The sequence below is a fragment of the Rhizobium terrae genome, from assembly GCF_003425685.1.
Classification (GTDB): Bacteria; Pseudomonadota; Alphaproteobacteria; order Rhizobiales; family Rhizobiaceae; genus Neorhizobium; species Neorhizobium terrae.
Map to the genome: position 1 here is coordinate 127,145 of NZ_QJKM01000013.1, position 24,847 is coordinate 151,991.

A 24,847-nucleotide genomic window follows, 5' to 3' on the forward strand; every position below is an offset into this window, starting at 1 on the left:
CATTCCCGCTTTCGTCATTCCTGTGCCTGTCACAGGGATGACGAAAGTAAGGCCGCACTCAGTGCCGGAAATGCCGCATCCCCGTGAAGACCATGGCCACGCCGTGCTCGTCGGCAGCGGCGATCACCTCGTCGTCGCGCATCGAACCGCCCGGTTGAATGACGGCCGTGGCGCCGGCGGCGATCGCCGAGAGCAGGCCGTCCGCGAACGGGAAGAAGGCTTCGGAGGCAACCGCCGAACCCTTGGTCATCGGTTCGGCCCAACCCATCGCCTTGGCGGCTTCCTCGGCCTTCAGGCCGGCAATGCGGGCGGAATCGATACGGCTCATCTGGCCGGCGCCGATACCGGCCGTCTGGCCGTCCTTGGCATAGACGATGGCGTTCGACTTGACGTGCTTGGCCACCTTGTAGGCGAACTTCATGTCATCGAGTTCGCTCGGTGTCGGCGCCCGCTTGGTGACGACGCGCAGGTCGATGTCCTCGATCATCCCGTTGTCGCGGGTCTGCACCAGGAGCCCGCCGGCAACCGTCTTGGCCGTGATGCCGCGCGAACGCGGGTCGGGCAGGCCTCCGGTGACGAGAAGGCGAAGATTCTTCTTTGCAGCGATGATCTGCTGGGCCTCGTCGGAAACCTCCGGCGCGATGATGACCTCGGTGAAGAGCTTGACGATCTCTTCGGCGGTTTCGGCGTCGAGAAGCTGGTTCACCGCGATGATACCGCCGAAGGCCGAGGTGGAATCACAGGCGAGCGCCTTGAGATAGGCATCCTTCAGCGTTCCGCCGGTGGCAACGCCGCAAGGGTTGGCATGCTTGATGATCGCGCAGGCCGGACCGCTCACCTCCGGCGCAAATTCGCCGATCAGCTCGAAGGCGCCATCGGTATCGTTGATGTTGTTGTAGGAAAGCTGCTTGCCCTGGAGAAGCTTTGCGGTCGCGACGCCCGGACGATTCTCGCCCGTCACGTAGAAACCGGCGCTCTGGTGCGGGTTTTCGCCGTAGCGCATCTCTTCCTTCAGCACGCCGCCGACCGTCCGGTAGCGCGGGATCTCGATGTCGAGCGCTTCCGCAAACCAGTTGGAGATCGCCGTGTCATAGGCGGCCGTGCGGGCATAGGCCTTGGCCGCCAGCTTCTGGCGGAAAGCATAGACCGTCTGCCCTTCGTTCGAACGCAGCGCCTCGATCACCGCCGGATAATCGGATGGATCGGTGACGATCGTCACATAGGCGTGGTTCTTGGCCGAAGCGCGGATCATCGCCGGCCCGCCGATGTCGATATTTTCCACCGTGGTCGGATAATCGCCGCCGGCAGCGCGTACCTCCTCGAACGGATAAAGGTTGATGACCGCGAGATCGATACCCTCGATGCCGTGTTCCTTCATGGCAGCCGTGTGCTCCGCGTCGTCGCGGATCGCGAGCAGCCCGCCATGCACGTTCGGATGCAGCGTCTTCACCCGGCCGTCCATGATTTCCGGAAAACCGGTCACCTCGGACACATCCGTCACCGCCAGCCCGGCGGCGGCGATCGCCTTGTGGGTGCCGCCGGTCGAAAGCAGCTTCACGCCCTGCTCTGTCAGCGCCTTGGCAAGTTCGATGATACCGGTCTTGTCGGAGACCGAGAGCAGTGCGGTGCGGATCTTCACACGGTCGGGAGCGGGGATTTTCTTGGAAACGACGGCCATCGGTCTCTCCTGAAAAGGCGCCGCGGAACCGGGCGCAGGGTAAGATGCGGGCCGGTTAGCACAGCTTGATCGGAGAAGAAACGTTTATTCGCCGCGTCTCAGCATCCAGCGGATTTCCGCCGTTTCCGGCGGAGAAAACTCGATGACAAGCTGCTGGCTCGGCCGCACGCCCGAGACATCCGCGAAGAAGATATCCTCGTCGATCATCACCTGCAGCCCCGGTGCCGCAAAAACCCAGGCCTCGCCGTCCGGCGCCCGCATCGTCACGCTCTCCTCGTCCCGCCGGGAGAGCACGATGGTGGGGTGGATGTGGAAACGCGCGACCGCCGAAAACGGCCCGCCCCCGGGCGCCTCGCCCTCCGGCAGGAAAAGCCGGTCATGGCCCTTGATCTTGTTGCCCTTGGTATTGAGGCCGATTTCGCGCTCGTGGAAATAGCCGAACTCGGCGGCATAACCGCCATGGCTGGCGCGCAGCCAGTCGTTGCCGTGCTGATCCTCCCAGCGCTCCACCTTCACCTCCGAAACGCCGCCGAGCATCAATGACCCGGCCAGCCGCGACCGGGCGAAATGGGAAGAGGAGGTTTCGTTCAAGGTCACGGTCGAATGCGCCGGCGTGGAGCGGGCGGCCTGCCGATAGTTGCGCGCGCCATTTTTCGGCGCCCCGCAATTGACGATGAAGCGGTTGCGGCCGGAAGACATCTCGAAGGAGAGACAGCCCGCATGAGCGCCGCGCGAAAGATCGGTCGAGAGCGGGTGGCCGGTATCGACGATCAGTGTCGTCCCTTCCGTCGAAAGCCGGTGGTAGTTCATGTGCGGCAGCGCCTTGAACGGCTTGCCGGCAGTCTCGTCGTAACGCAATACCGACATCAGCTCGCTCGCCGGCGTGGCCGTCGCGCCGTTGAACAGCGCGAGATCGCCGTCCTGATGGCGGAAGAATCTGAGCGCCGGGTACATCCGGTCGATCGTCGGGATCAGTTTCGACGGCAGGTCGTGGCCAAGGTTGATATAGGTCTGGCGGAGCGGCAGAAGATCGATGAGCAGGTCGAGAATCGCCCGCGGATTGCGTGATATATGGCCGCCATCGGCAAGAATCTGCCGTTCCAGTTCCCGGTCCAGCCGATTGCCTTCCCGGCGGATATAGGCGGCCCGGGTCGGCATGGAGATCGACGCCATGGCGAGCGCGATCCGCATCCGGAGCCGTGTGTCGCTCTCCGGCGTGCAGCCGGCTATCTTTCTGAGAAAACGCACCTGATAGGCGAGGCTTTTCATGAAACGGCGGTAGAAGCCGGCCTCGGCGCCCTGCAGGATCACCGTCGAGTGGGAAAGCCAGGCGATCACCCGTTCGGCCAGGACGTTCGCCTCCCAGGCGACGCCCCTCTGGCGCCGGCCATGGGTTGCGATCCAGTCTGCGACGATGCTGCGGACATGCGCGCAGGCCGCCTCGGTCTTGTTGGTGCGGATGTGCCGGAGCCAGGCGAAGGAATGCAGCCGCTCGGCAAAGGCATGCGACGGAAGGTCTACGGAAAACGGTGACTGTCCGAACGTCTCGAGGATCCGTCCGCCTATGGGAAAACGTCCCTCGAGGATTTCTTCCGCCACGAAGGGATCGAGCGCCCTGAGATCCGTCGGCGCCACGATCAGCCGCTCCGGCACCTGCAGAGAAAAGGATGTCACGGCGAGCCGCAGCCCGGCGCTGCGCCGGCACAGGCGCCGCCCGATCTCCCGCAAGCCGGAGGAAAAAAGCCTCCGGCGATCCGCGAGCCGCATCATCAATCTGGAACACTCCGCAGAAGCCGGTCTCCGCCCGACCGGCGGAAATCAATTTTAGATAAATCGAAATAATGGATTGGTATGGTGAAAAAAGCCTTACACGGACCGCTCTGCGTTTCCTGCTAGGCGGATCACGCTCGCAAAGAAGCCGTCCATACCACCCACAAATTTCTGGTCGCCCGGCAGCATGGCGGGCGTGGTGCGAAATTCACCGATCGGCGAGATAGCGGTCTCCAGGCCCGGCCAGTCTTTCGGATCGACGGCCACCCGCTCCAGTCCGGGGTGATCCTTGAGAACGCGGACCACCAGATCTTCCCCCTCGGACGAATCCAGCGAGCAGTTGGAGAAGACGATAAGGCCGCCGGGTTTCACCAGCGTGACGGCGTGGCGCAGCATCTTTTCTTGCAGTGCGGCGAGTTTGGCGATGTCCTCCGGTCCTTTGGTCCAGAGCACATCCGGATGCCGGCGGGTCGTGCCAGTGGAGGAGCAGGGCGCATCGAGCAGCACGCCGTCCAGCAATTCGTCCGGCCTGAAATTGAAGAGGTCGCCGCCCACCAGATCGGCTTCCAGTCCGAGACGCGCCAGGTTTTCCTTCAGCCGGGCAAGACGGTTGGCGGATTGCTCCACCGCGGTCACGCAGGCACCGGCCGCGATCAGCTGCGCGGTCTTGCCGCCCGGTGCTGCGCAGAGATCGGCAATCCGCTTGCCCTTCAGGTCGCCGAACAGCTGTGCCGGAATGCTGGCGGCGGCATCCTGCACCCACCATACCCCTTCGGAAAATCCTTCGAGGCCCGATACCGCGCCTTCAAAAGCGGCGAGCCGGATACTGCCGGTCGGCAGGACCTTGCCATCCAGCTTCTCCGCCCACAGGGCAGGGTCCGATTTCACCGTCAGATCGATCCCCGCCGGCACGAGCTGCGCTTCGGCAATGCGCCGGGCTTCCGCTTCGCCATAGATCGCTGCAAGGCGCTCCTGGAACCAGCCCGGCACCGGTGAGACGGCCGCGGTTGCTGTGAGCACTTCGTCCTTCTCCCGCACGAGGCGGCGTAGAACGGCGTTGACGAGCTTGGCGAAACGGCGATTGCGCGGATCGCGATTGGCCTGCTCGACGGCAAGATCGACAGCTGCGTGAGACGGCACGTCGAGATGCAGGATCTGCGCCGCTGCGATCACCAGCACATGGTGAAGTGCGCGGGCGCCTTCCGGCAGCGGGGTTTCGATCAGGGAAGCGACCGCTGCTTCGAGACGCGGCAGATATCTCAATGCGGTGGTGAGAATGGCTCGGGCAAGCGCCCGGTCTGCATCCCTCAGCGTCTTGTAGGCGGGATTGCCATGGGTGAGATCGAGCATGCCGTCAAGCGAGATCTTCCGATCGACGACGGCCGCCAGAAGCTTGGCGGCCGTGGCCCGGACTTCGAGACCCGGCTTGGATGGCGCTCCGCCGTCACGAGACGGAGCCGGTTTTGAGCGATTGTCCGATGGTTTGGAAGGCTTCTTGTTCTTCTTGCTGTCGTTCAAGACCAGGGACCTTTGCGCGGTTCGTTGCGACCGCGGCCCCAGGGCGAGTTGTCGCCGGTATTCGGAACGGAGCGCGCGGTGCGCTGCGGTCTATCAGCCCGCGGCGCAGCCGTCGAGCCGTTGCCCCGGAAGCCACCGGAGAACTCGCCCATCATCTGCTGAAGCGCGGCGATACGGTTTTCCGTGTTCGGGTGGGTGGAGAACAGGTTGTCCATTCGCTCGCCGGACAGAGGGTTGATGATGAACATATGCGCGGTTGCCGGATTGCGTTCCGCTTCGTAGTTCGGGATGGCATGCGCCGCACCGGCGATCTTGCCGAGTGCCGAAGCAAGCCACATCGGGTTGCCGCAGATTTCCGCGCCCCGCCGGTCGGCGGAATATTCGCGCGTCCGGCTGATCGCCATCTGTACCAGCATGGCGGCAAGCGGAGCGACGATCATCGCCACGATCACACCGATGAAACCGAGCGGATTGTTGTTGTTTTCGCGGTTGCCACCGAAGAAGAAGGCGAAATTGCCGAGCATGGAGATCGCACCGGCAAGCGTCGCGGTGATCGTCATGGTCAATGTGTCGCGGTTCTGGATATGCGCAAGCTCGTGCGCCATCACACCTGCGACTTCCTCATGCGTCAGGCGTTGCAGAAGGCCGGTCGAGGCGGCGACGGCGGCATTCTGCGGGTTGCGGCCGGTCGCGAATGCGTTCGGCTGCGGATTGTCGTAGATATAGACCTTCGGCATCGGCAGACCGGCATTGGCGGCCAGATCCCGGATCATGTTGTAGAATTCCGGCGCGGTGCGCCCGTCGACCTCCTGGGCGTGGTAGGCCGAAAGCACCATCTTGTCGGAATTCCAATAGGAAAACAGGTTCATGCCGGCAGCGATCACCAGCGCGATCATCATGCCGCCCTTGCCGCCGATCAGAAATCCGACCCCCATGAACAGGGCCGTCATGAAGGCCAGAAGCATGGCGGTGCGCATCACATTCATCGTCATCTCTCCGTTGCCGATTTCGTCCCGAGGGTTTCCAAGGGTTTTCTTGAGGTTGCGAACGCCCTATCATGTGGTCAACTCAACCACAGTTTTCAATAAACCATCCAGTGATCCGAAAGATGCAGACCGCGGACAACGATAACTCCGAAACAACACCGGAAGAAGGCGCACCCAGAAAGCCGCTTTCGCCTGCAGCGCAGCGCGCCCTGAAGGAAGCCGGGGAACGCCGCCAGGCCGCCGCCGGGACGGAAATGCCCGAGGAATTCGGCGGCCGAGGCGGCGCCGACCCGGCCCGCTTCGGCGACTGGGAGATCAACGGCCGCGCGATCGATTTCTAGAGCATGTCGCGCAAAAGTGTGCAGCGGTTTTGCGACAACGACATGCGTAAAAACAAGGATCTAAAGCGCGGCAAGCGAATCTGAAAGATCGCGACGCGCTTTCGACGGGGATAGGCGATGTGTAGGGGCGAGCCGTTTCCAGCCGACCGCTTCACCCAGAAATAAGATAAAATTCCTATTGACTCCGGTCGGATATCGGAATTTATTCCTTTCATGATCAAGGCGCTTCTGATTCTCCCGAGCCTGCTGGCGGCGTTATCTACCGAAGCGATTGCGCGTGACGAAATCTCCGGCCCGGTCGCGGCGGAAATCCTGCGCGTCGTCGACGGCGATACGCTGCTGGTCGAAGCGCAGCCCTGGCCGCAGCAGAAGATGGAAGTCTATGTCCGCATCCGCGGCATCGATGCCCCTGAGGTGAAGTCGAAATGCGAGCAGGTGCGGACGGCCGGGCTGGATGCGCAGCACGCCCTTGAGACGCTGACGGCACGCTCCAACCGGATCCAGCTCACGCGCATCTCGGGAGACAAATATTTCGGCCGCATCGTTGCGGACGTCACCCTGTCCGACGGCCGCAGCGCGGCCGACGATCTGCTTCTCGCCGGTCTCGTGCGGACTTACGACGGAGGCCGCAAGCCCCGCGAAACTTGCAATCTCAACTGAGCTACCGGCCCCGGCTTTCCAGAATCGCGTCGACGAGTTCCGAATTCGGCTCGAAATATTCGTCGAAATAGGCGCGGCCTTTGTTCTGGGCTTCCTCCATTTGCTGGCCGTTCAGCATGGATGCGAGCTGCATCGCGTTTCTCATCGCGTTGTCGTCCATGATCGACGCATGCGTCGCCGGGTAGATCCAGGCGAAACCTTCGACAAGATCCTGTTCGACGCCCTTGCCTTCGACATAGAGAAGCCCGAGTTCGTTCGACGCCCGGAAGTCGCCGCGCTTGGCGGCAAACTCATACCATTTGGCGGCTTCCGGATAATCCCGGGCGACGCCCTCCCCCTTGCGATAGGCTTGGCCGAGGTTGAACGCCGCCAGCACGCTGCCGCTTTGGGCGCCTTTCCTATAGGCGGCGACGGCCTGGGCCATGTCGCGCGGCACGGCCTTGCCTTCCGCATAGGCGACGCCGAGATTGTAATAAGCCTGTTCGTCACCCTTGTCGGCGGCCGCCTGAAGCTCCTTCATCGCTGTCCGGTAATCGCCGCGCTGATAGGCCGCTATACCCTTCGCCGTATCCGAGAGTGCCTGCCCGCCGCCGACCAGCGAGATGAGTGCCGAAAGAATGCCCATGCGCAATACCCCCTTCATGCCGAGTCCTTCCGATTGTGCCGTCAGGGGTTATAGGGCGCCGGAGATACCGGCCCAGATTGCCGCTTAAAGAAAATGCTGACGAAAAGAAAAGGGCGGGTCAACCGGCCCCGCCCCGATGATATCGAGCCGATACTTAACCGGCCTTGTTCTGCCGGTTGGCGATCAGGTCGTCCACCACGCCCGGATCGGCGAGCGTCGAGATATCCCCGAGCGAACCGAAATCGTCCTCGGCAATCTTGCGCAGGATGCGGCGCATGATCTTGCCCGACCGGGTCTTGGGCAGGCCGGGGGCGAACTGGATCTTGTCCGGTGCGGCGATCGGGCCGATTTCCTGGCGGACATGTTTCACCAGTTCCTGGCGCAGCGCATCGGTGCCCTCATGGCCGGCCATCAGGGTGACGTAGCAATAGATGCCCTGGCCCTTGATATTGTGCGGATAACCGACGACCGCGGCTTCGGACACGAGATTGTGCGAGACCAGCGCCGATTCCACTTCCGCCGTGCCGAGCCGGTGGCCGGAAACGTTCAATACGTCGTCGACGCGGCCGGTGATCCAGTAATAGCCGTCCTCGTCGCGCCGGCAGCCGTCGCCCGTGAAATATTTGCCCTTGTAGGTGGAGAAATAGGTCTGGATGAACCGCTCGTGGTCGCCATAGACCGTGCGCATCATGCCGGGCCACGCGTCGCTGATGCACAGATTGCCGTCGGCCGCCCCTTCCAGCACCTTGCCTTCGTTGTCGACCAGCTCCGGCTTGACGCCGAAGAACGGCTTGGTCGCCGAACCCGGCTTCAGGTCGGTCGCGCCCGGCAGCGGGGTGATCATGTGGCCGCCGGTCTCCGTCTGCCACCAGGTATCGACGACCGGGCAGCGCTTGTCGCCGACCACATCGTAATACCATTCCCAGGCTTCCGGATTGATCGGCTCGCCGACCGTGCCGAGCAGGCGCAGGCTCGAACGCGAAGAACGCTTCACGAATTCGTCGCCGGCACCCATCAGCGAACGGATCGCCGTCGGCGCGGTGTAGAAGATGTTGACCTTGTGCTTGTCGATGATTTCCCAGAAACGGCCCTGATCCGGGAAATTCGGCACACCTTCGAACATCAGCGAGGTAGCGCAGTTGGCGAGCGGCCCGTAGACGATATAGGAGTGACCGGTGACCCAGCCCACATCGGCGGTGCACCAGTAGATGTCGCCGTCATGGTAGTCGAACGTGTATTCGTGGGTCATCGCCGCGAAGACGAGATAGCCGCCGGTCGTGTGCAGCACGCCCTTCGGTTTGCCGGTGGAGCCCGACGTGTAGAGGATGAACAGCGGATCTTCCGCCTTCATCTTCACCGGCTCGCAATGTTCCTTCACGGTGGCGATTTCCTGGTGGTACCAGAGGTCGCGCCCGGGCGCCCAGCCGATCTTGCCGCCGGTGCGGCGCACCACCACGACCTTGTTGACGATCACGTGCTGGCGGGCGGCGATATGGATCGCCGTATCGGTATTGTCCTTGAGCGGCACGGGCTTGCCGCCGCGCACGCCCTCGTCGCAGGTAATCACGAAAGTGGACTGGCAGTCGATGATGCGGCCGGCCAGCGCTTCCGGCGAAAACCCGCCGAACACCACCGAATGCACCGCGCCGATCCGGGCGCAGGCGAGCATCGCATAGGCCGCTTCCGGGATCATCGGCATGTAGATGGTGACGCGGTCGCCCTTCTTGACGCCGTGTTTCTTCAGCACGTTCGCCAGCCGGCAGACCTGATCGTAAAGCTGGTTGTAGGTGATCTTCTTGTCGATATAGGGGTTGTCGCCTTCCCAGATCAGCGCGGTGCGCTCCCCATGCGTCTTCAGGTGGCGGTCGATGCAATTGTAGGAAACGTTGGTCAGCCCGTCCTCGAACCACTTGATCGAGACCTTGCCCTTGAAAGAGGTGTTCTTCACTTTCGTATAGGGCTTGAACCAGTCGATGCGCTTGCCGTGCTTGCCCCAGAACTTGTCCGGATCCTCGACGCTCTCCTCGTACCACTTTTCGTATTTGTCCTTGTCGATGAGCGCCTTGGTCTTGGCGGACTTGAGGACGGGGTAGATTTTTTCGGACATGAGCTCCTCCCTGATTGCTACGCGCAACGACGCATCGGGCCGCCTGCGATTTATGCTCATACATACCAGTTGGAACATGGGCGGCAATTAGACAAAGGGGCAATTAGATTAATCGGCGCCATCTCAAGATTTGCAATTCCGTCGCATTTCGATTATAGGGCGGTAAATTCCCGGAAATTGTGGTTGATACCCACGGCCCGCGACACCGGCGCGGACGGACAGAGGACCTATACCCATGGCTCAACAATTGCTCATGCCGAAGGCGACCGCCGTATGGCTGGTCGACAATACCGCACTTTCCTTCGATCAGATCGCCAATTTCTGCAAGCTCCACCCGCTCGAGGTGAAGGCGATTGCAGACGGCGAAGCGGCGCAGGGCATCAAGGGCCTCGACCCGATCGCCACCGGGCAGCTGTCGCGCGACGAGATCGAGCGCGCCGAAAAGGACATCAATTACAAGCTGAAGCTCTCGGAGCCTAAGGTTCGCGTGCCGGAATCGAAGCGCCGCGGCCCGCGTTATACGCCCGTCTCCAAGCGCCAGGATCGCCCCAACGCCATTCTCTGGCTGGTCCGCAACCATCCCGAACTCAAGGACGCGCAGATTTCCCGCCTGGTCGGCACCACCAAGTCCACCATCGAGCAGATCCGCGAGCGCACCCACTGGAATTCGGCCAACCTGACGCCGATGGATCCCGTCACGCTCGGCCTCTGCAGCCAGATCGACCTCGACCTCGAAGTTGAGCGCGCTTCCAAGGGCCGTCCGCTGCCGACGGCTGCCGAACTCGGCGCCTCCCTCCAACCCGCTTCCGAAACCGAAAACCTCGGCTTCAGTTATCGCAGCGAGCGCGAGGAAGAGAAGGAGATCGACGCGGACGCTGTTTTCGCGAAGCTTTCCTCGCTCAAATCCACCCGTCGCGACGAAGACGAGGAGGACGATCGCTTCTGAAGGCGATTGGACCGATCGAAACCGAAAGGCCCCGGAGCTTCCTCCGGGGCTTTTTCGTTCGGGCGCCGTGTTTCAGGCCGCGCTTTCCCGGGCGTAGCCGTTCGCCTTCAGGATCGCGGTGATCTCGTCGAGAGTGGCGGGATCGTCGATGGTCGCAGGCATTTTCCACGGCATGTTGTCGGCGATCTTCTGCATCGTGCCGCGCAATATCTTTCCGGATCGGGTCTTGGGCAGCTTGTGCACCACCATGACCGTCTTGAACGCCGCAACCGGGCCGATCTCGTGGCGCACCAGTTCGGCCACTTCCCTGGCAATAGCCGAGGTTTCCCGTGAAACATGGTTCTTCAGCACCAGGAAACCGCAGGGAATCTGGCCCTTGGTCGCATCATGTACACCGATCACGGCGCATTCGGCGACATCCGCATGCCGGGCGCAGACCTCCTCCATCGCCCCCGTCGAAAGCCGATGCCCGGCGCAATTGATGATATCATCGGTCCGGGCCATCACGAACACATAACCCTCGTCGTCCATCATCCCGGCATCGGCTGTCTTGTAATAGCCTGGGAACTCTTCGAGACATGCCTCCCTGAACCGCTGGTCGGCATTCCAGAAGCTCACGAGACAGCCGGGCGGCAGCGGCAGCTTGATGACGATGTTGCCGAGCGTGCCGCGCGGCACGGGGTGGCCGGCATCGTCCAGCACATCGAGCTGATAACCGGGCATCGGCCGGGTCGGCGACCCGTATTTGACCGGCATCAGACCGAGGCCCAACGTGTTGGCGGCGATCGGCCAACCCGTTTCCGTCTGCCACCAGTGATCGATCACCGGAACCTTCAGCTTCTGTTCGGCCCATTTCAGCGTTTCCGGATCGGCTCGTTCCCCGGCGAGAAAAAGCGCGCGCATGCCGAGAAGGTCGTGGTTCTCGATCAGTTCGCCGTCCGGATCGTCGCGGCGAATAGCCCGGAATGCGGTCGGCGCGGTAAACAGCACCTTTACGTCGTGATCGCTGACGACGCGCCAGAACGTGCCCGCGTCCGGCGTGCCGACCGGTTTGCCTTCGAAGATGACGCTGGTATTGCCCGCCAGCAGCGGCGCATAGACGATGTAAGAATGTCCTACGACCCAGCCGATATCCGAGGCTGTCCAGAAGACTTCACCGGGCTTCATTCCGAAGATGTTGAACATGCTCCAGTGGAGCGCCACCATGTGTCCGCCATTGTCGCGCACGACGCCCTTGGGCTGGCCGGTCGTGCCGGACGTGTAGAGGATGTAGAGCGGATCGGTGGCTTTCACGGGTACGCATTCGATTTCGGCGCCGCGCATCCTATCGACCTCTTCGGCAAAATCGAGCTCTCCCCGGTCCGGACGCAGCTCGGCCCGCAACTGCTCGCGCTGCAGGACAAGGCAGTGCCGCGGTTTCACCTGCGCGATTTCGATCGCCCGGTCGAGCAGCGGCTTATAGGCGACGAACCGGCCGGGCTCCAGGCCGCAGCTGGCGCTGATGACAAGTTTCGCTTCCGAATCGTTGAGCCGCGTTGCAAGCTCCTGCGCCGCAAACCCACCGAACACGACGGAATGGACGGCACCGAGCCGCGCGCAGGCGAGCATGGAGAAAATGGCTTCGGGTACCATCGGCATGTAGATGACCACCCGGTCGCCCTTTTCGATGCCGAGACCGCGGAGCACGGCGGCGATCGCCTTCACCTCTCCGAGCACCTGCGCATAGCTGAAACTCTTCTGCACGCCCGTCATGGCGCTGTCGTAGATGAAGGCGCGCTGGTCGCCACGGCCGGCCGCCACATGCCGGTCCAGGCAGTTGTGGCACGTATTCGTCTCCCCGCCCGGGAACCAGCGGCCATAGACGCCCTGATCCCCGTCGAAAACCTTTTCCGGTTGCCTGAACCAGTCGATCGCCGCGGCAGCGCCTTTCCAAAATCCTTCCGGATCCCTTTGCCAGCTTTCGTAGACGTCGAAATAGCGGCTTTGCATCTGCACCTCCCGTTACATTGCACTGCCTGGATCGAAATAATCTAGGATGCGGGAGGGACGCGGCAAACCCCGACGAAAGGGCTAGGAACTTGGCAAAAGACTATTTTTACCGCGAACCGAAAATCGCCGAACCGACGCGGACGCTGGTCGCCCCGAATTCGACGGCCGTCTCGAAATCGCCGGACATGCCCATGGAGAGCTTGGCCACGCCGCATTCGCGGGCAAGTTTGGCGAGCAGCGCGAAATGCGGCCCGGGATTTTCTTCGGCCGGCGGAATGCACATCAGCCCCTCGATCGAAAGCTGCAGTTCCTTGCGGCAGAACTCCACGAACGCCGTCGTCTCTTTCGGCTCGATGCCGGCCTTCTGCGGCTCCAGCCCCGTATTCACCTGCACGTAAAGTTTTGGCGCCCTGCCCTGCCTCCTCATCTCATCGGCCAGCGCCCGGGCGATCTTTTCCCGGTCCACCGTCTCGATCACGTCGAACAGCGCGACCGCATCGGCCGCCTTGTTGGATTGCAGCGGCCCGATCAGGTGCAGTTCGATACCCGGTGTCTCGGCCTTGAGTTCCGGCCACTTGCCTTGGCTTTCCTGCACCCGGTTTTCGCCGAAGACGCGCTGCCCGGCGGCGATCACCGGGCGGATATCGTCCGCATCGAAGGTCTTGGAAACCGCGACGAGCGTCACCGACCCTACCGGCCGTTTCGACAAGCGCTCCGCCTTTTCGATCCGTGCCTTCACATCCTGCAGCCGTTCTTCGACGCTCATGACCCATGCCTTCCGCTTTTCTTGCAAGCTCAGCGCTTAGCCCTCATATAAGGCGCTGCCAAGGGCGTTTCGCCTGAAACTTGACCTTCTCCGCCGCCTCCAAACTTGACGCTTGCGGGGTTTCATGGTGAAGGTCACGCCCGACTCTTGATCTTGTTTTCCCGGAATATCATTGAAATGGCGACTGAACGTTATAATCCGCGCGACGCCGAGCCCCGTTGGCAGAAGACGTGGAACGAGGCCAAGGTTTTCGAGACCGACCATAGCGATCCGCGCGAGAAATATTACGTCCTCGAGATGTTTCCCTACCCCTCCGGCCGCATCCATATGGGCCATGTGCGCAATTACGCCATGGGCGACGTGGTCGCCCGCTACAAGCGCGCCCGCGGTTTCAACGTTCTCCACCCGATGGGCTGGGACGCCTTCGGCATGCCGGCCGAAAACGCCGCCCGTGACAACAAGGTCCATCCGAAGACCTGGACCTATCAGAACATCGAATCCATGAAGGCCCAGCTGAAGGCCATGGGCCTGTCGCTGGATTGGTCCCGCGAATTCGCCACCTGCGACGTGGAATATTACCAGCAGCAGCAGCACCTCTTCCTCGACATGATGGAAAAGGGCCTGGTTTACCGCAAGCAGTCCAAGGTCAACTGGGACCCGGTCGACCAGACGGTTCTCGCCAACGAACAGGTCATCGACGGTCGCGGCTGGCGCTCAGGTGCCTTGGTGGAGCAGCGCGACCTGGTGCAGTGGTTCTTCAAGATCACCGATTTCAGCCAGGATCTGCTGGACTCGCTCGACACGCTCGACCAGTGGCCGGAAAAGGTCCGGCTGATGCAGAAGAACTGGATCGGCCGTTCCGAAGGCCTGACAGTGCGCTGGGAAATCGTGGCTTCGACGGCGCCCGCCGGCGAAAGCGAGGTCGTGGTCTACACGACCCGTCCCGACACGCTGTTCGGTGCCTCCTTCCTGGCGATCGCCGCCGATCATCCGCTGGCGAAGGCCGCGGCCACTCAGAATCCGGCTATCGAAGCCTTTGCCGAGGAATGCCGCCATCACGGTACCTCGCTCGCGGCACTCGAAACAGCCGAGAAGAAGGGTGTCGACACGGGTATCCGCGTCAGGCATCCGCTCGATCCCTCCTGGGAGCTGCCGGTCTATGTCGCGAATTTCGTGTTGATGGATTACGGCACCGGCGCCATCTTCGGCTGCCCGTCCGGCGACCAGCGCGACCTGGATTTCGCCCGCAAATACGGCCTGCCGGTCGTTCCGGTTGTCATGCCGAAGGACGGCGATGCCGCGACCTTTACGGTCGGCGATACGGCTTACGTCGATGACGGCGTGATGATCAATTCGCGTTTCCTCGACGGCAAGACGACCGAGGAAGCCTTCGAGATCGTCGCAAACCGCCTATCGGAAACGCTGGTCGGCAACATGCCGCAGGGCGAGCGCAAGGTGAATTTCCGCCTGCGCGACTGGGGCATTTCCCGCCAGCGCTACTGGGGCTGCCCGATCCCAGTCATCCATTGCGATGATTGCGGTGTGGTGCCGGTGCCGAAAGCGGACCTGCCGGTCAAGCTGCCGGACGATGTGACCTTCGACCTGCCGGGCAACCCGCTCGACCGCCATCCCACCTGGCGCCATGTCGCCTGCCCGCAATGCGGCAAGCAGGCACGCCGCGAGACGGACACGATGGATACGTTCGTCGATTCGAGCTGGTATTTCACCCGCTTTACCGCGCCCTGGGAAAAGGATCCGACCGATCCGGCTGTCGCCAACCGCTGGCTGCCGGTCGACCAGTATATCGGCGGCATCGAGCACGCGATCCTGCACCTGCTGTATTCGCGCTTCTTCACCCGCGCCATGCGCGAGACCGGCCATGTGGACGTCAAGGAGCCTTTCAAGGGCCTCTTCACTCAGGGTATGGTGGTCCATGAAACCTACCGGCTCGGCTCCGGCCCGAACGGCGAATGGGTCGCGCCGGCCGACGTCAAGATCGAGGAAGTGGACGGCAAGCGCCGCGCCACCATGCTGAAGAACGGCGAGGAAGTGGTGATCGGCTCGATCGAGAAGATGTCGAAGTCGAAGAAGAACGTCGTCGATCCGGACGATATCATCGCCTCCTACGGCGCCGATACCGCCCGCTTCTTCGTGCTGTCCGACTCGCCGCCGGACCGGGACGTGATCTGGTCGGAAGCCGGCGTCGAAGGTGCCCATCGCTTCACGCAGCGTCTGTGGCGCCTGATTTCGGAAGCATCCGCAAACCTGAAAGTCGTAGATCCGACTCCGGCTAAGGAAGGCGAGGCGCTGCCGATCTCACAGCTCGCCCACAAGACGCTGAAGGCGGTCCAGGGAGATCTCGACAAGCTCTCCTTCAACAAGGCTGTGGCACGCATCTATGAACTGGTGAACGCGCTGGCGGCACCGTTGGCGGACGTGGCCGCCGGCAAGGGGAATACCGCCTACCGCGCTGCCGTTCGCAACGCTGCGGAAATCCTCATCCAGATCGTCGCCCCCATGACGCCGCATCTGGCCGAGGAATGCTGGGCTGCGCTCGGCAATGCGCAATTGCTCTCACTTACAGCCTGGCCGCAATATGACGAAGCGCTCGTCGTCGAGAACGAGATCATCCTGCCCGTCCAGATCAACGGCAAGAAGCGTGGCGAATTGACAATCGCCCGCGACGCGGATCAAAGTACCGTCGAAGCTGCGGTCCTGGCGCTGGATGCGGTCAAGGCGGCTCTGGAAGGCCGAGCGCCGAAGAAAGTCATTGTCGTCCCACAGAGGATCGTGAACATTGTCGTCTGACCGCTCTCTTCGTCGCATCGGGCTCGTCTCCGGCCTCGCCATGCTGGCAATTCTGACCGGCTGCCAGGTCCGGCCGCTGTATTCCGAATCGGCCGGCACCGGCGAACGCCTTGCCGCCGTCAGTTTCTCGCAGCCGAAAAGCCGGGTCGACCAGGTTATCCGCAACCACCTGGTTTTCCTGACCTCCGGCGGCGCCGGTGAATCGGTCCGGCCCGCCTATGACGTGACGCTGACCGCCAAGAGCACCGCGTCCAGCATCATCGACGACGAGGACGACGACAACGTCTCCACCACGGGCGTGCCGCTTCCCGGCCGCGTCCAGGTGGAAGCGACCTATACGCTGACGCGCCATAGCGATGGACAGGTGCTGAAATCAGCCAAGCGCGAGGTCGTATCCCTTATCGACGTGTCCGGCCAGGGCTTTGCCAAGCTCCGGGCCGTCCGCGACGCTGAAAACCGGGCCGCAAGAGAGCTTGCTGAATTCATCCGCGCCGAAATCGCCATCGCGCTGGCGCGCGAACCTCAGCCGCAGACGGTATGGCAGAAATAAAATCTCACGAGTTCGAGCGCTTCGTCGACAGGGGCGCCGATCTCTACAGGATCTTCGTTATCTACGGACCCGACCGGGGCCTCGTCTCCGAACGGGCTGCCTTGCTGGCCGGCAAGACGGGCGTTTCACAGGACGACCCTTTCGCCATGCTCAAGCTCGACATCGCCGATCTCCAGGGCGATCCGGGCCGGCTGCTCGACGAGGTGAATTCGCTCGGTCTGTTCGGCGGCTCCAAGCTCGTCTGGTTGCGGGGGGCGGCAAATGAAAAACCTCTTCTCGATGCAATGCAGATTCTCGCCGGCGGCCCGGCTCCCGCCAATATCCTGATTGTCGAAGCCGGAGACCTGAAAAAGGGAAGCGGGCTGCGCAAGATCGCCGAACCGGCGAAGGGCGTAGCCGTCATTCCGTGTTACGCGGACGACATAAAGGCCTTGAACGGCCTCATCGACTCCGAACTGGGCGGCGAAGGCCTGAGAATCAGCCCAGCCGCCCGCGAGAGGCTTCTGGAGTTGCTTGGTGGGGATCGCGTGGCATCCCGTAACGAAATCCGCAAACTGGCGCTTTACTGCCGCGGCATGGGCATGGTCGAGGAAGATCATGTCAATGAGATCATCGGCGATGCCAGCTCCGTCTCCGCCGACGAAGCCGTCGATGCGATCCTGAGCGGCGACCTGCCGGGATTGCACCGCACCCTTCAAAAGTTGGTTTCCTCCAAAACGCCGGTTTTCCTCGTTCTTCAATCCTGTCTCAAACAACTCCAGCTGCTGGACGTGATGAAGTCGGAGATGGAGGAGAAGAAGCTGCCGGCGGGCCAGGTCATGATGACGCTCGGCCGGCATATCCATTTCAAGCGCAAGCCCCTTGTCGAGAAAGCGCTGAGAACGTGGAGCACGCCTATGTTGGCGCGTGAAACGGAAAGGCTGCAGGCCGCGGTCCTGATGTCCCGTCAGAAGCAGAGCCTGGAGCCGAGCATCGCCTTCCAGGCTCTTATGGCAATTGCCATCCAATCCGGCCGGTGAAACGGATCATCTCCGCTCCAGCAGCCGGCATATTTCCTCGAGCTGTTCCAGCGTCCGATATCCGATTCGGATCTGGCCGCTACCGTTCTTGTGATTGATTTTCACATCCAGTCCGAGCGCGTCCGACAGCGTTCGCTCCAGAGCGAGAGTATCCGAATCCTTTTGTTCCGCTTTCGAAACGGATGGCGGTTCAGACTGAGCCTTGATATCGTTCTGCGCCAATCTTTCGGCATCGCGAACGGACATGCCCTTATTGACGATCGTACGCGCCAGGGTAACGGGATCGGATGTCGTAATAAGTGCACGGGCATGGCCCGCCGAAAGGCTGCCCGCTGCAAGCATGTCCCGTACCGGATCAGGAAGCTTCAGAAGACGCAGGCTGTTGGCCACATGGCTGCGGCTCTTGCCGATAATCTCTCCCAGATCGTTCTGGGTGTAGCCATGTTCGGCAATCAGTTGCTCGTAACCCAGGGCTTCTTCGAGCGGGTTGAGATCTGATCGCTGGACGTTTTCGACAATGGCGATCTCGAGCGCCGTGCGGTCATCGACGTCACGAACGATAACCGGGATCTCGATGAGGCCAGCCAGCTGCGCGGCCCGCCAACGTCTTTCGCCGGCTATGATTTCATAGCGTTCCGCGCTCCGCGGCCGGACCACGACGGGCTGGACAATCCCATGTTGCCGTATCGAACTCGCAAGATCCTGAAGTTCGCCATCATCGAAATTTCGGCGTGGATTTTTCGGATTGCGCGAAACGTGCTCGATGGGAACCATTCGGTCGGCGCTCACGCCGCGTGGCGCGCTGTCCACAGGGACCGGTTGGTCCATCTCGCCGATAAGAGCCGCCAGACCGCGCCCGAGGCGCCTTTTCGAAAGATCGTCATTCATTCTGATCACCTGTCACTCAAGGCCTCAGGCGGCCTTGCGCCTGCGTTCGCGCTGAATCACTTCCGACGCCAGTTGCAGATAGGCCTGGCTTCCGGCGCATTTCAGATCATAGAGAATGGCCGGTTTGCCATAGGACGGAGCTTCCGAAACGCGGACATTGCGGGGAATAAGCGTATGATAGACCTTTTCCCCCAGATAAGTGCGCACATCGTTGACCACCTGCTGCGCCAGATTGTTGCGCGCATCGAACATCGTCAGGACGATTCCCTGAATATCCAGCGAGGGATTGACGGTCCGCCGCACTTGATCCACCGTTTCCAGCAGTTGACTGAGACCTTCTAACGCAAAAAACTCGCATTGCAGAGGAACCAGGACCGAATGAGCCGCCGCCATCGCGTTCATCGTCAGTAGATTGAAGGATGGCGGGCAATCCACGAGAATATAGGAATAGGACAGCGCGTCATCACTGTTCAGCGCTCGACGAAGCTTGAAAGCACGATCCGGCGCCTGTGAGATCTCCATCTCGAAACCAAGCAGATCCATTGTGGAGGGCACGATGGAAAGATTGGGCACGGCGGTCGCCAAAGCCGACTCGGCGATAGAGTTATAACCCATGAGAAGGTCATAGGAGGAAAGCTTGCGATCCCGCCGCTCAATCCCGAGACCCGTGCTCGCATTCCCTTGCGGGTCGAGATCGATGATCAGCACCTGCTCGCCGATTGCAGCAAGCGCAGTAGCGAGATTTATGGCGGTTGTGGTCTTTCCGACGCCACCCTTTTGGTTGGCAATCGTAATAATCCGATTTTTCTCGAACATGCCGCACCTGAAAATCTAGGGTTCTTTGTGCCTTAAATTGCTGATTTCGAGGATTATGGAATCCGGCTCGACGGCACTCTTATGTTCTACCAGATCAAAAGCCCAACCACCACGGGCTTTCGCAAGCTCCGTCAAGTAATCCCGGCCTTTATGAAAAAAGGCCCTTGTATTTTGCCGCTGCATCCATCCAGCCGAATAGGAAAGGAGCTGATCTAGGTCGGCCAAAGCACGCGCAGAGATACAGTCGCATTCAGGCACGGCCTCATAAGCAGCCTCGATGCGAATGGGATGCACCGACCCCCGAGCTCCGGTCTCCGCCAGTGCCACGCGCAGAAAAGCCGCCTTTTTCTGATTGCTTTCGATGAGGTGCACCCAGCCGTCATTCGCTTCCTTCAGCAGAATTGCAGTGATAACGCCGGGAAATCCCCCTCCCGAGCCGAGGTCCGCCCAGCGGCATGGTACCGGCTGAAGCTGAAAGATCTGAGCACTATCCGCAATATGGCGATCCCATAATTCGCCCATGGTGGAGGGCGCTATGAGATTGATGGCCTTGGCCCATTTTCGAAAGAGATGAGAGAAATGCTCAAGCCTCTCCTGCGTTTCACGTGAAACACTCTTCCCGTTCAATAACATCAAGAGACTCGCTTAAATCGTTCCGCGGTATCTTCCTGCTTCCGGAGGAGCGCCACAAGAAGAGCCAATGCCGCGGGTGTCATGCCATCAATTTTAGCGGCCTGGGCCAGATTTGCCGGTTTTGTCCGAGTGAGTTTCAGCCGCAATTCATTGGAGAGCCCCGGGATGGCAGAGAAATCAAACTCGACCGGAATAATCCGGGCCTCGTCGCGACGGGTCGCATGGATATCTGCCGCCTGCCGATCCATATAAACGGCATAGGCCGCCTCGATTTGCAAAGCTTCGGACGCTCTGCCATCAAGCTGGCTCAACTCCGGCCATAACAGCCGGAGTTTATCGACAGACTGATCTGGATAGGACAATAGGTCATACGCCGTTCTGCGAATCCCATCCCTGTTGAGCTTCATCCCTTGCCGATTTGCTTCGTCGGGCGTGACGGTAAGCGATTTGAGAAGCTGGCGGCCGAGATCCAGACTTCTTTCATAATCGCGGAACCGCGAGGATCGCTCGGCACCGACGCATCCCATCGCTATGCCTTCTGCAGTAAGCCGAACATCGGCATTATCCGCGCGAAGCGATAACCGATATTCCGCCCGGGAGGTGAACATCCGATAGGGCTCGGTGACCCCCTTCGAGGTAAGATCGTCGATCATAACGCCGATATAGGAACCCGCACGGCTGAATATGTGGGATTCCCCGCCGGAGGCCCGACGGGCCGCATTGAGGCCAGCGACGAGTCCTTGGGCAGCAGCCTCCTCATACCCTGTCGTACCATTGATCTGCCCCGCCAGAAAAAGCCCTGGGATCTTCCGGACCTCCAGGCTCGCCGTAAGTTCGCGCGGGTCCACGTGATCATATTCGATCGCATAACCTGGCTGCAGGATGGCCACTCTCTCCAAACCGGGGATCGTGCGAATAAATGCCTCCTGAACCGCGGCGGGCAGGGAAGTCGAAATGCCATTCGGGTAGACGGTCGGATCGTCCAAACCTTCCGGCTCCAGAAAAATCTGATGCCCGTCCCGCTCGCCGAACCGGACGATCTTGTCTTCGATCGATGGGCAATAACGCGGCCCTACGCCTTCGATCTGACCGGAATACATGGCGGATAGATGAATGTTGTCGGCAATGATCTTGTGCGTTGCTTCCGTCGTGCGCGTCACGCCGCAGGCGATCTGCGGCGTCGTAATCCGATCAGTCATAAAGGAGAAAGGTACCGGGTCTTCATCGGCCTCCTGACGTCCGACGTTCTCCCAATCGATGCTGTTTCCGTCCAGCCGCGCCGGCGTGCCGGTCTTCAGCCTGCCGAGTTGGAGGCCAAAATGCGCAAGCGTTTTCGAGAGCCCGAGGGAGGGCGCTTCACCCACTCGTCCGGCGGGAATCTTTTCATTTCCGATATGAATAAGGCCCCGGAGAAAGGTGCCGGTTGTCAGTACAGTCGTTCCGCATCCGAATCGACGTCCGTCTTTGAGGATGACCGCGACAACCGCACCATCCTTGACCTCGATGTCGAAAGCATCCCCTTCGATGACCGTCAGGTTGGCATGCTGGAATATTTCCCGCTGCATCGCCTGCCGGTAGAGCTTGCGATCGGCCTGGGTGCGGGGTCCGCGGACTGCCGGCCCTTTTTTCCTGTTCAAGAGCCGGAACTGGATGCCTGCCTGGTCCGCCACTCTTCCCATCAGGCCATCCAGGGCGTCCACCTCACGGACCAGGTGACCTTTCCCCAGCCCGCCGATCGCCGGATTGCAGGACATCACCCCGATCGTCTCACGTTTGTGCGTCACCAGCGCCGTATTCGCGCCCATGCGTGCGGCAGCGCTGGCAGCTTCGCAGCCCGCATGCCCTCCGCCGATGACGATCACGTCAAATGTCATATCCATATGTCACCTCATGAAACGGAAATGCGTTTCACGTGAATCACTTCCCAATGCAGAATTGCGAAAATATGATGTCGAGCAACTGCTCGATATCGACGCGGCCGGTAATCCGGCCCAATGACGTTGCCGCTGCCCTCAAGCTTTCCGCGCGCAGGTCCAGCTCCCGGCCGTTTAACGCTTCCGCGATGAAATTGGAAGCCTCTTTAAGATATTGATGATGCCGCAACCGGCTCGGGACAAGCGATCCCGACCACACGCGCCGAAGCTCCGCCAATATCCTTTCCCGCAACTCCGGCAGTCCTTCGCCGGTCAGGGTCGATATGCAGAGATCGTATTCCGGGGATCGGGCATGAGCATCGAGCTTCGTTCCGATCCTGAGCAATGATGCGGGAGAGGCAGGCGCGACATGTTTCGAATCCGAATCGATTTCCTGAAGCTGCAGGATCATATCCGCCTGTTCGATCGCAGCCCGAGCACGCCTCACACCTTCGCGCTCGACGATATCCTCGGTCTCCCGCAGACCGGCGGTGTCAAAAAACCGCACCAGGTAGCCCTCTATGTCGAGATCGACATGGAGAATATCCCGGGTCGTGCCGGCAATTTCCGTCACGATTGCCACGTCGCGTTTCGCGAGTGCGTTGAGGAGGCTCGATTTGCCTGAATTCGGAGGCCCGGCGATGACGATCTTGTACCCGTCGCGAATGATCTCACCTGCCTTGGCGGCAGACCGGTGCTCCTCTATTTCCAGATAGAGGTCACCGATATCGGACCAGATCCTTTCCGATACCGAACCCGGAACATCGTCCTCGTCGGCGAAATCCAACTCTGCCTCGATCAGGGCTCGGGCGCGTGTCAGGCGCTCGGCCCACTGCATATAGAGAGCCGATTGGCCCCCAAAACTCTGCTCCACGGCAAGCCGCCGCTGCATCTCCGTTTCTGCACCAACGAGGTCCGCAAGCCCTTCCGCTTCGACAAGATCCAGCTTGCCGTTTTCGAAGGCGCGACGGGTAAACTCGCCTGCTTCGGCAAGGCGGAGACCGGGGATAGTCTCCAACATGTCGTAGATCGCCGCCACCACCGCCCGGCTTCCATGCAGATGAAGCTCGACGCAATCCTCGCCGGTGAAAGAAGCAGGTTTCATAAAGGCAAGGATGAGAGCCTGGTCGAGGACTAGACCGTTCCGGCCGCGAATCGTTCTGAGAACCGCCCTGCGATCGGAGGACATGGGACCTGCGAGAATTTCAGCCGCATGAAAAGCCAACGATCCGCTCAACCGTACGACCGCAACGCCCGCCGGCAGGGTTCCGCTGGAAAGCGCAAAGATCGTGTCGTTATCTGACTGGGCCATCGGACGGGTTTATCAGAAATGTGCTCAAACTGAAAAGCGCCCGGTTAGAACCAGGCGCTTCATAGCGGTGTGAATCCGGCTAAGGATCAGGTGTTCATCGAGTCGAAGAAGTCGCTATTCGTTTTCGTCTGTTTCAGCTTGTCGATGAGGAATTCGATTGCATCGGTCGTTCCCATCGGCGCGAGAATGCGACGGAGAACGAAGATCTTCTGGAGATCCTGGCGCGGCACCAGCAGGTCTTCCTTGCGGGTACCGGATTTCAGAATATCCATCGACGGGAAGATGCGCTTGTCGGCGACCTTGCGGTCAAGCACGATTTCCGAGTTGCCGGTGCCCTTGAACTCTTCGAAGATGACTTCGTCCATGCGGCTGCCGGTATCGATCAGCGCCGTGGCGATGATCGTCAGCGACCCGCCTTCCTCGATATTGCGCGCCGCGCCGAAGAAGCGCTTCGGGCGCTGCAGCGCGTTGGCGTCGACACCGCCGGTCAGGACCTTGCCCGACGAAGGAACGACGGTGTTGTAGGCGCGGCCGAGCCGGGTGATCGAATCGAGCAGGATGACGACGTCGCGCCCGTGTTCGACAAGACGCTTTGCCTTCTCGATGACCATCTCGGCGACCTGCACGTGGCGGACGGCGGGTTCATCGAAGGTCGAGGAAACCACTTCGCCGCGCACCGAGCGCTGCATGTCCGTCACTTCTTCGGGGCGTTCGTCGATCAGAAGAACGATCAGATAACATTCCGGATGGTTGGCGGTGATCGAATGGGCGATGTTCTGCAGAAGAACGGTCTTACCGGTGCGCGGCGGGGCGACGATCAAGCCGCGCTGGCCCTTGCCGAGCGGCGCCACGAGATCGATGACACGGGCCGAGAGATCCTTGGATGTCGGGATCTCCAGTTCCATCTTGAACCGCTCGTTCGGATAGAGCGGCGTCAGGTTATCGAAATGCACCTTGTGCCGGATCTTTTCCGGATCGTCGAAATTGATCGTGTTGACCTTGAGAAGCGCGAAATAACGCTCGCCTTCCTTGGGTCCGCGGATCGGACCCTCGACCGTATCGCCGGTCTTCAGCGAGAAACGACGGATCTGCGAGGGAGAAATATAGATGTCGTCCGGGCCCGGCAGGTAGTTCGCATTGGCGGAACGCAGAAAGCCGAACCCGTCCTGGAGAACTTCGACCACCCCTTCGCCGATGATCTCGACGTCCTGGCTCGCCAGAACCTTGAGGATCGCGAACATCAGCTCCTGCTTGCGCATCGTGCTGGCATTCTCGACCTCCAACGATTCGGCGAAGGTCAGCAAATCGGTAGGGGATTTGCTTTTGAGTTCTTGAAGCTTCATTTCAGCCATGAAGGGGACCACATTGAGATTTTTTGGGGAATGTAGGCGTGTCGGTGAAATTCGCTACCGCGGAAGATGATCCGGGGACGATGGAAAATTACACGCATGCCACGAGATGAGATGACGAGGAAAATAGCGATTCACGTGGAACGCCGCAAGGGGTAAGACGGATTTCTTTG

20 protein-coding genes are annotated in these 24,847 nt (G+C 61.0%); 6 read left to right on the plus strand and 14 right to left on the minus strand.

Going from position 1 to position 24,847, the window contains the following annotated elements; genetic code table 11:
• Positions 1-58: 58 nt before the first annotated feature.
• The 4 genes from purH to htpX all read right to left on the minus strand — a co-directional run bounded on the left by purH (position 59) and on the right by htpX (position 5,952).
• Entirely contained in the window at positions 59-1,678 is a 1,620-nt protein-coding gene (gene purH, locus DMO26_RS23480) for a bifunctional phosphoribosylaminoimidazolecarboxamide formyltransferase/IMP cyclohydrolase (protein ID WP_117194592.1), read from the minus strand.
• 84 nt (positions 1,679-1,762) lie between these two features.
• Positions 1,763-3,445: a heparinase II/III family protein gene (locus DMO26_RS23485; RefSeq protein WP_117194674.1), complete on the minus strand. Its 1,683-nt coding sequence runs from the start codon at positions 3,443-3,445 to the stop codon at positions 1,763-1,765.
• A 99-nt stretch (positions 3,446-3,544) separates the two neighbouring features.
• The gene (locus DMO26_RS23490; RefSeq protein WP_117194593.1) at positions 3,545-4,966 is read right to left on the minus strand and encodes an RsmB/NOP family class I SAM-dependent RNA methyltransferase; all 1,422 of its coding nucleotides are present in this window, start codon (positions 4,964-4,966) and stop codon (positions 3,545-3,547) included.
• Positions 4,963-5,952 carry a zinc metalloprotease HtpX gene (htpX, locus tag DMO26_RS23495; RefSeq protein WP_117194675.1) on the minus strand — a complete coding sequence of 330 codons (990 nt, stop codon included), beginning with the start codon at positions 5,950-5,952 and terminating at the stop codon, positions 4,963-4,965. The genes DMO26_RS23490 and htpX overlap by 4 nt, the downstream gene beginning before the upstream one ends.
• Before the next feature lie 122 nt (positions 5,953-6,074).
• Between htpX and DMO26_RS23500 the strand changes: the two genes are divergently transcribed.
• Both DMO26_RS23500 and DMO26_RS23505 read left to right on the plus strand, forming a co-directional pair.
• Positions 6,075-6,293, plus strand: a complete 219-nt coding sequence (locus tag DMO26_RS23500) for a DUF1674 domain-containing protein (protein ID WP_117194594.1) — start codon at positions 6,075-6,077, stop codon at positions 6,291-6,293.
• A 213-nt stretch (positions 6,294-6,506) separates the two neighbouring features.
• A complete protein-coding gene (locus DMO26_RS23505) occupies positions 6,507-6,953 on the plus strand; it encodes a thermonuclease family protein (protein ID WP_117194595.1) in 447 nt (148 codons plus the stop codon).
• Between the two features lies 1 nt (position 6,954).
• Here DMO26_RS23505 and DMO26_RS23510 read toward each other — a convergent pair whose 3' ends face one another.
• Both DMO26_RS23510 and acs read right to left on the minus strand, forming a co-directional pair.
• Positions 6,955-7,596: a tetratricopeptide repeat protein gene (locus DMO26_RS23510; protein WP_117194596.1), complete on the minus strand. Its 642-nt coding sequence runs from the start codon at positions 7,594-7,596 to the stop codon at positions 6,955-6,957.
• Between the two features lie 136 nt (positions 7,597-7,732).
• A complete protein-coding gene (acs, locus tag DMO26_RS23515; protein ID WP_117194597.1) occupies positions 7,733-9,685 on the minus strand; it encodes an acetate--CoA ligase in 1,953 nt (650 codons plus the stop codon).
• Between the two features lie 235 nt (positions 9,686-9,920).
• Here acs and DMO26_RS23520 point away from each other — a divergent pair, with 235 nt between their 5' ends.
• Positions 9,921-10,631: a DUF1013 domain-containing protein gene (locus tag DMO26_RS23520; protein WP_117194598.1), complete on the plus strand. Its 711-nt coding sequence runs from the start codon at positions 9,921-9,923 to the stop codon at positions 10,629-10,631.
• Positions 10,632-10,703: 72 nt separating this feature from the next.
• On the opposite strand, the gene DMO26_RS23525 is transcribed toward DMO26_RS23520, so the two are convergent.
• Both DMO26_RS23525 and DMO26_RS23530 read right to left on the minus strand, forming a co-directional pair.
• A complete protein-coding gene (locus DMO26_RS23525; protein ID WP_117194599.1) occupies positions 10,704-12,620 on the minus strand; it encodes a propionyl-CoA synthetase in 1,917 nt (638 codons plus the stop codon).
• Positions 12,621-12,726: 106 nt separating this feature from the next.
• Positions 12,727-13,386, minus strand: coding sequence for a YggS family pyridoxal phosphate-dependent enzyme (locus DMO26_RS23530; protein ID WP_117194600.1), 660 nt, complete (start codon positions 13,384-13,386; stop codon positions 12,727-12,729).
• 177 nt (positions 13,387-13,563) lie between these two features.
• Between DMO26_RS23530 and leuS the strand changes: the two genes are divergently transcribed.
• Genes leuS through holA form a run of 3 tightly spaced genes read left to right on the plus strand, consistent with a single transcriptional unit; the run spans position 13,564 to position 17,763 of the window.
• Positions 13,564-16,194 carry a leucine--tRNA ligase gene (gene leuS / locus DMO26_RS23535; RefSeq protein WP_117194601.1) on the plus strand — a complete coding sequence of 877 codons (2,631 nt, stop codon included), beginning with the start codon at positions 13,564-13,566 and terminating at the stop codon, positions 16,192-16,194.
• The gene (locus DMO26_RS23540; RefSeq protein ID WP_117194602.1) at positions 16,184-16,744 is read left to right on the plus strand and encodes a hypothetical protein; all 561 of its coding nucleotides are present in this window, start codon (positions 16,184-16,186) and stop codon (positions 16,742-16,744) included. The genes leuS and DMO26_RS23540 overlap by 11 nt, the downstream gene beginning before the upstream one ends.
• Entirely contained in the window at positions 16,732-17,763 is a 1,032-nt protein-coding gene (gene holA / locus DMO26_RS23545; protein ID WP_117194603.1) for a DNA polymerase III subunit delta, read from the plus strand. Before DMO26_RS23540 ends, holA begins: the two co-directional genes overlap by 13 nt.
• A gap of 6 nt (positions 17,764-17,769) precedes the next feature.
• Here the strand turns inward: holA and DMO26_RS23550 are convergent, their stop codons facing one another.
• From DMO26_RS23550 to rho, 6 genes are all read right to left on the minus strand, one after another.
• Complete coding sequence (locus DMO26_RS23550) at positions 17,770-18,651, minus strand: ParB/RepB/Spo0J family partition protein (RefSeq protein ID WP_117194604.1); 882 nt, start codon at positions 18,649-18,651, stop codon at positions 17,770-17,772.
• Between the two features lie 24 nt (positions 18,652-18,675).
• Positions 18,676-19,467, minus strand: a complete 792-nt coding sequence (locus DMO26_RS23555) for a ParA family protein (protein ID WP_117194605.1) — start codon at positions 19,465-19,467, stop codon at positions 18,676-18,678.
• A gap of 15 nt (positions 19,468-19,482) precedes the next feature.
• A complete protein-coding gene (gene rsmG / locus DMO26_RS23560) occupies positions 19,483-20,100 on the minus strand; it encodes a 16S rRNA (guanine(527)-N(7))-methyltransferase RsmG (RefSeq protein ID WP_117194606.1) in 618 nt (205 codons plus the stop codon).
• Positions 20,100-21,980, minus strand: a complete 1,881-nt coding sequence (gene mnmG, locus DMO26_RS23565; protein ID WP_404947077.1) for a tRNA uridine-5-carboxymethylaminomethyl(34) synthesis enzyme MnmG — start codon at positions 21,978-21,980, stop codon at positions 20,100-20,102. Before mnmG ends, rsmG begins: the two co-directional genes overlap by 1 nt.
• Positions 21,981-22,017: 37 nt before the next feature.
• On the minus strand, positions 22,018-23,325 hold the full coding sequence (mnmE, locus tag DMO26_RS23570) for a tRNA uridine-5-carboxymethylaminomethyl(34) synthesis GTPase MnmE (RefSeq protein ID WP_117194607.1): 1,308 nt from the start codon (positions 23,323-23,325) through the stop codon (positions 22,018-22,020).
• Positions 23,326-23,411: 86 nt separating this feature from the next.
• On the minus strand, positions 23,412-24,677 hold the full coding sequence (rho, locus tag DMO26_RS23575; RefSeq protein WP_117194608.1) for a transcription termination factor Rho: 1,266 nt from the start codon (positions 24,675-24,677) through the stop codon (positions 23,412-23,414).
• Positions 24,678-24,847: the final 170 nt, after the last annotated feature.

Excerpts from the sequence above, each read along its gene's own strand:
- purH (WP_117194592.1), bottom strand. The coding sequence starts at position 1,678 with ATGGCCGTCGTTTCCAAGAAAATCCCCGCTCCCGACCGTGTGAAGATC.
- DMO26_RS23485 (WP_117194674.1), bottom strand. The coding sequence starts at position 3,445 with ATGCGGCTCGCGGATCGCCGGAGGCTTTTTTCCTCCGGCTTGCGGGAG.
- htpX (WP_117194675.1), bottom strand. The coding sequence starts at position 5,952 with ATGAATGTGATGCGCACCGCCATGCTTCTGGCCTTCATGACGGCCCTG.
- DMO26_RS23500 (WP_117194594.1), top strand. The coding sequence starts at position 6,075 with ATGCAGACCGCGGACAACGATAACTCCGAAACAACACCGGAAGAAGGC.
- DMO26_RS23505 (WP_117194595.1), top strand. The coding sequence starts at position 6,507 with ATGATCAAGGCGCTTCTGATTCTCCCGAGCCTGCTGGCGGCGTTATCT.
- DMO26_RS23510 (WP_117194596.1), bottom strand. The coding sequence starts at position 7,596 with ATGAAGGGGGTATTGCGCATGGGCATTCTTTCGGCACTCATCTCGCTG.
- acs (WP_117194597.1), bottom strand. The coding sequence starts at position 9,685 with ATGTCCGAAAAAATCTACCCCGTCCTCAAGTCCGCCAAGACCAAGGCG.
- DMO26_RS23520 (WP_117194598.1), top strand. The coding sequence starts at position 9,921 with ATGGCTCAACAATTGCTCATGCCGAAGGCGACCGCCGTATGGCTGGTC.
- DMO26_RS23525 (WP_117194599.1), bottom strand. The coding sequence starts at position 12,620 with ATGCAAAGCCGCTATTTCGACGTCTACGAAAGCTGGCAAAGGGATCCG.
- DMO26_RS23530 (WP_117194600.1), bottom strand. The coding sequence starts at position 13,386 with ATGAGCGTCGAAGAACGGCTGCAGGATGTGAAGGCACGGATCGAAAAG.
- leuS (WP_117194601.1), top strand. The coding sequence starts at position 13,564 with ATGGCGACTGAACGTTATAATCCGCGCGACGCCGAGCCCCGTTGGCAG.
- holA (WP_117194603.1), top strand. The coding sequence starts at position 16,732 with ATGGCAGAAATAAAATCTCACGAGTTCGAGCGCTTCGTCGACAGGGGC.
- DMO26_RS23550 (WP_117194604.1), bottom strand. The coding sequence starts at position 18,651 with ATGAATGACGATCTTTCGAAAAGGCGCCTCGGGCGCGGTCTGGCGGCT.
- DMO26_RS23555 (WP_117194605.1), bottom strand. The coding sequence starts at position 19,467 with ATGTTCGAGAAAAATCGGATTATTACGATTGCCAACCAAAAGGGTGGC.
- rsmG (WP_117194606.1), bottom strand. The coding sequence starts at position 20,100 with ATGTTATTGAACGGGAAGAGTGTTTCACGTGAAACGCAGGAGAGGCTT.
- mnmG (WP_404947077.1), bottom strand. The coding sequence starts at position 21,980 with ATGGATATGACATTTGACGTGATCGTCATCGGCGGAGGGCATGCGGGC.
- mnmE (WP_117194607.1), bottom strand. The coding sequence starts at position 23,325 with ATGGCCCAGTCAGATAACGACACGATCTTTGCGCTTTCCAGCGGAACC.
- rho (WP_117194608.1), bottom strand. The coding sequence starts at position 24,677 with ATGGCTGAAATGAAGCTTCAAGAACTCAAAAGCAAATCCCCTACCGAT.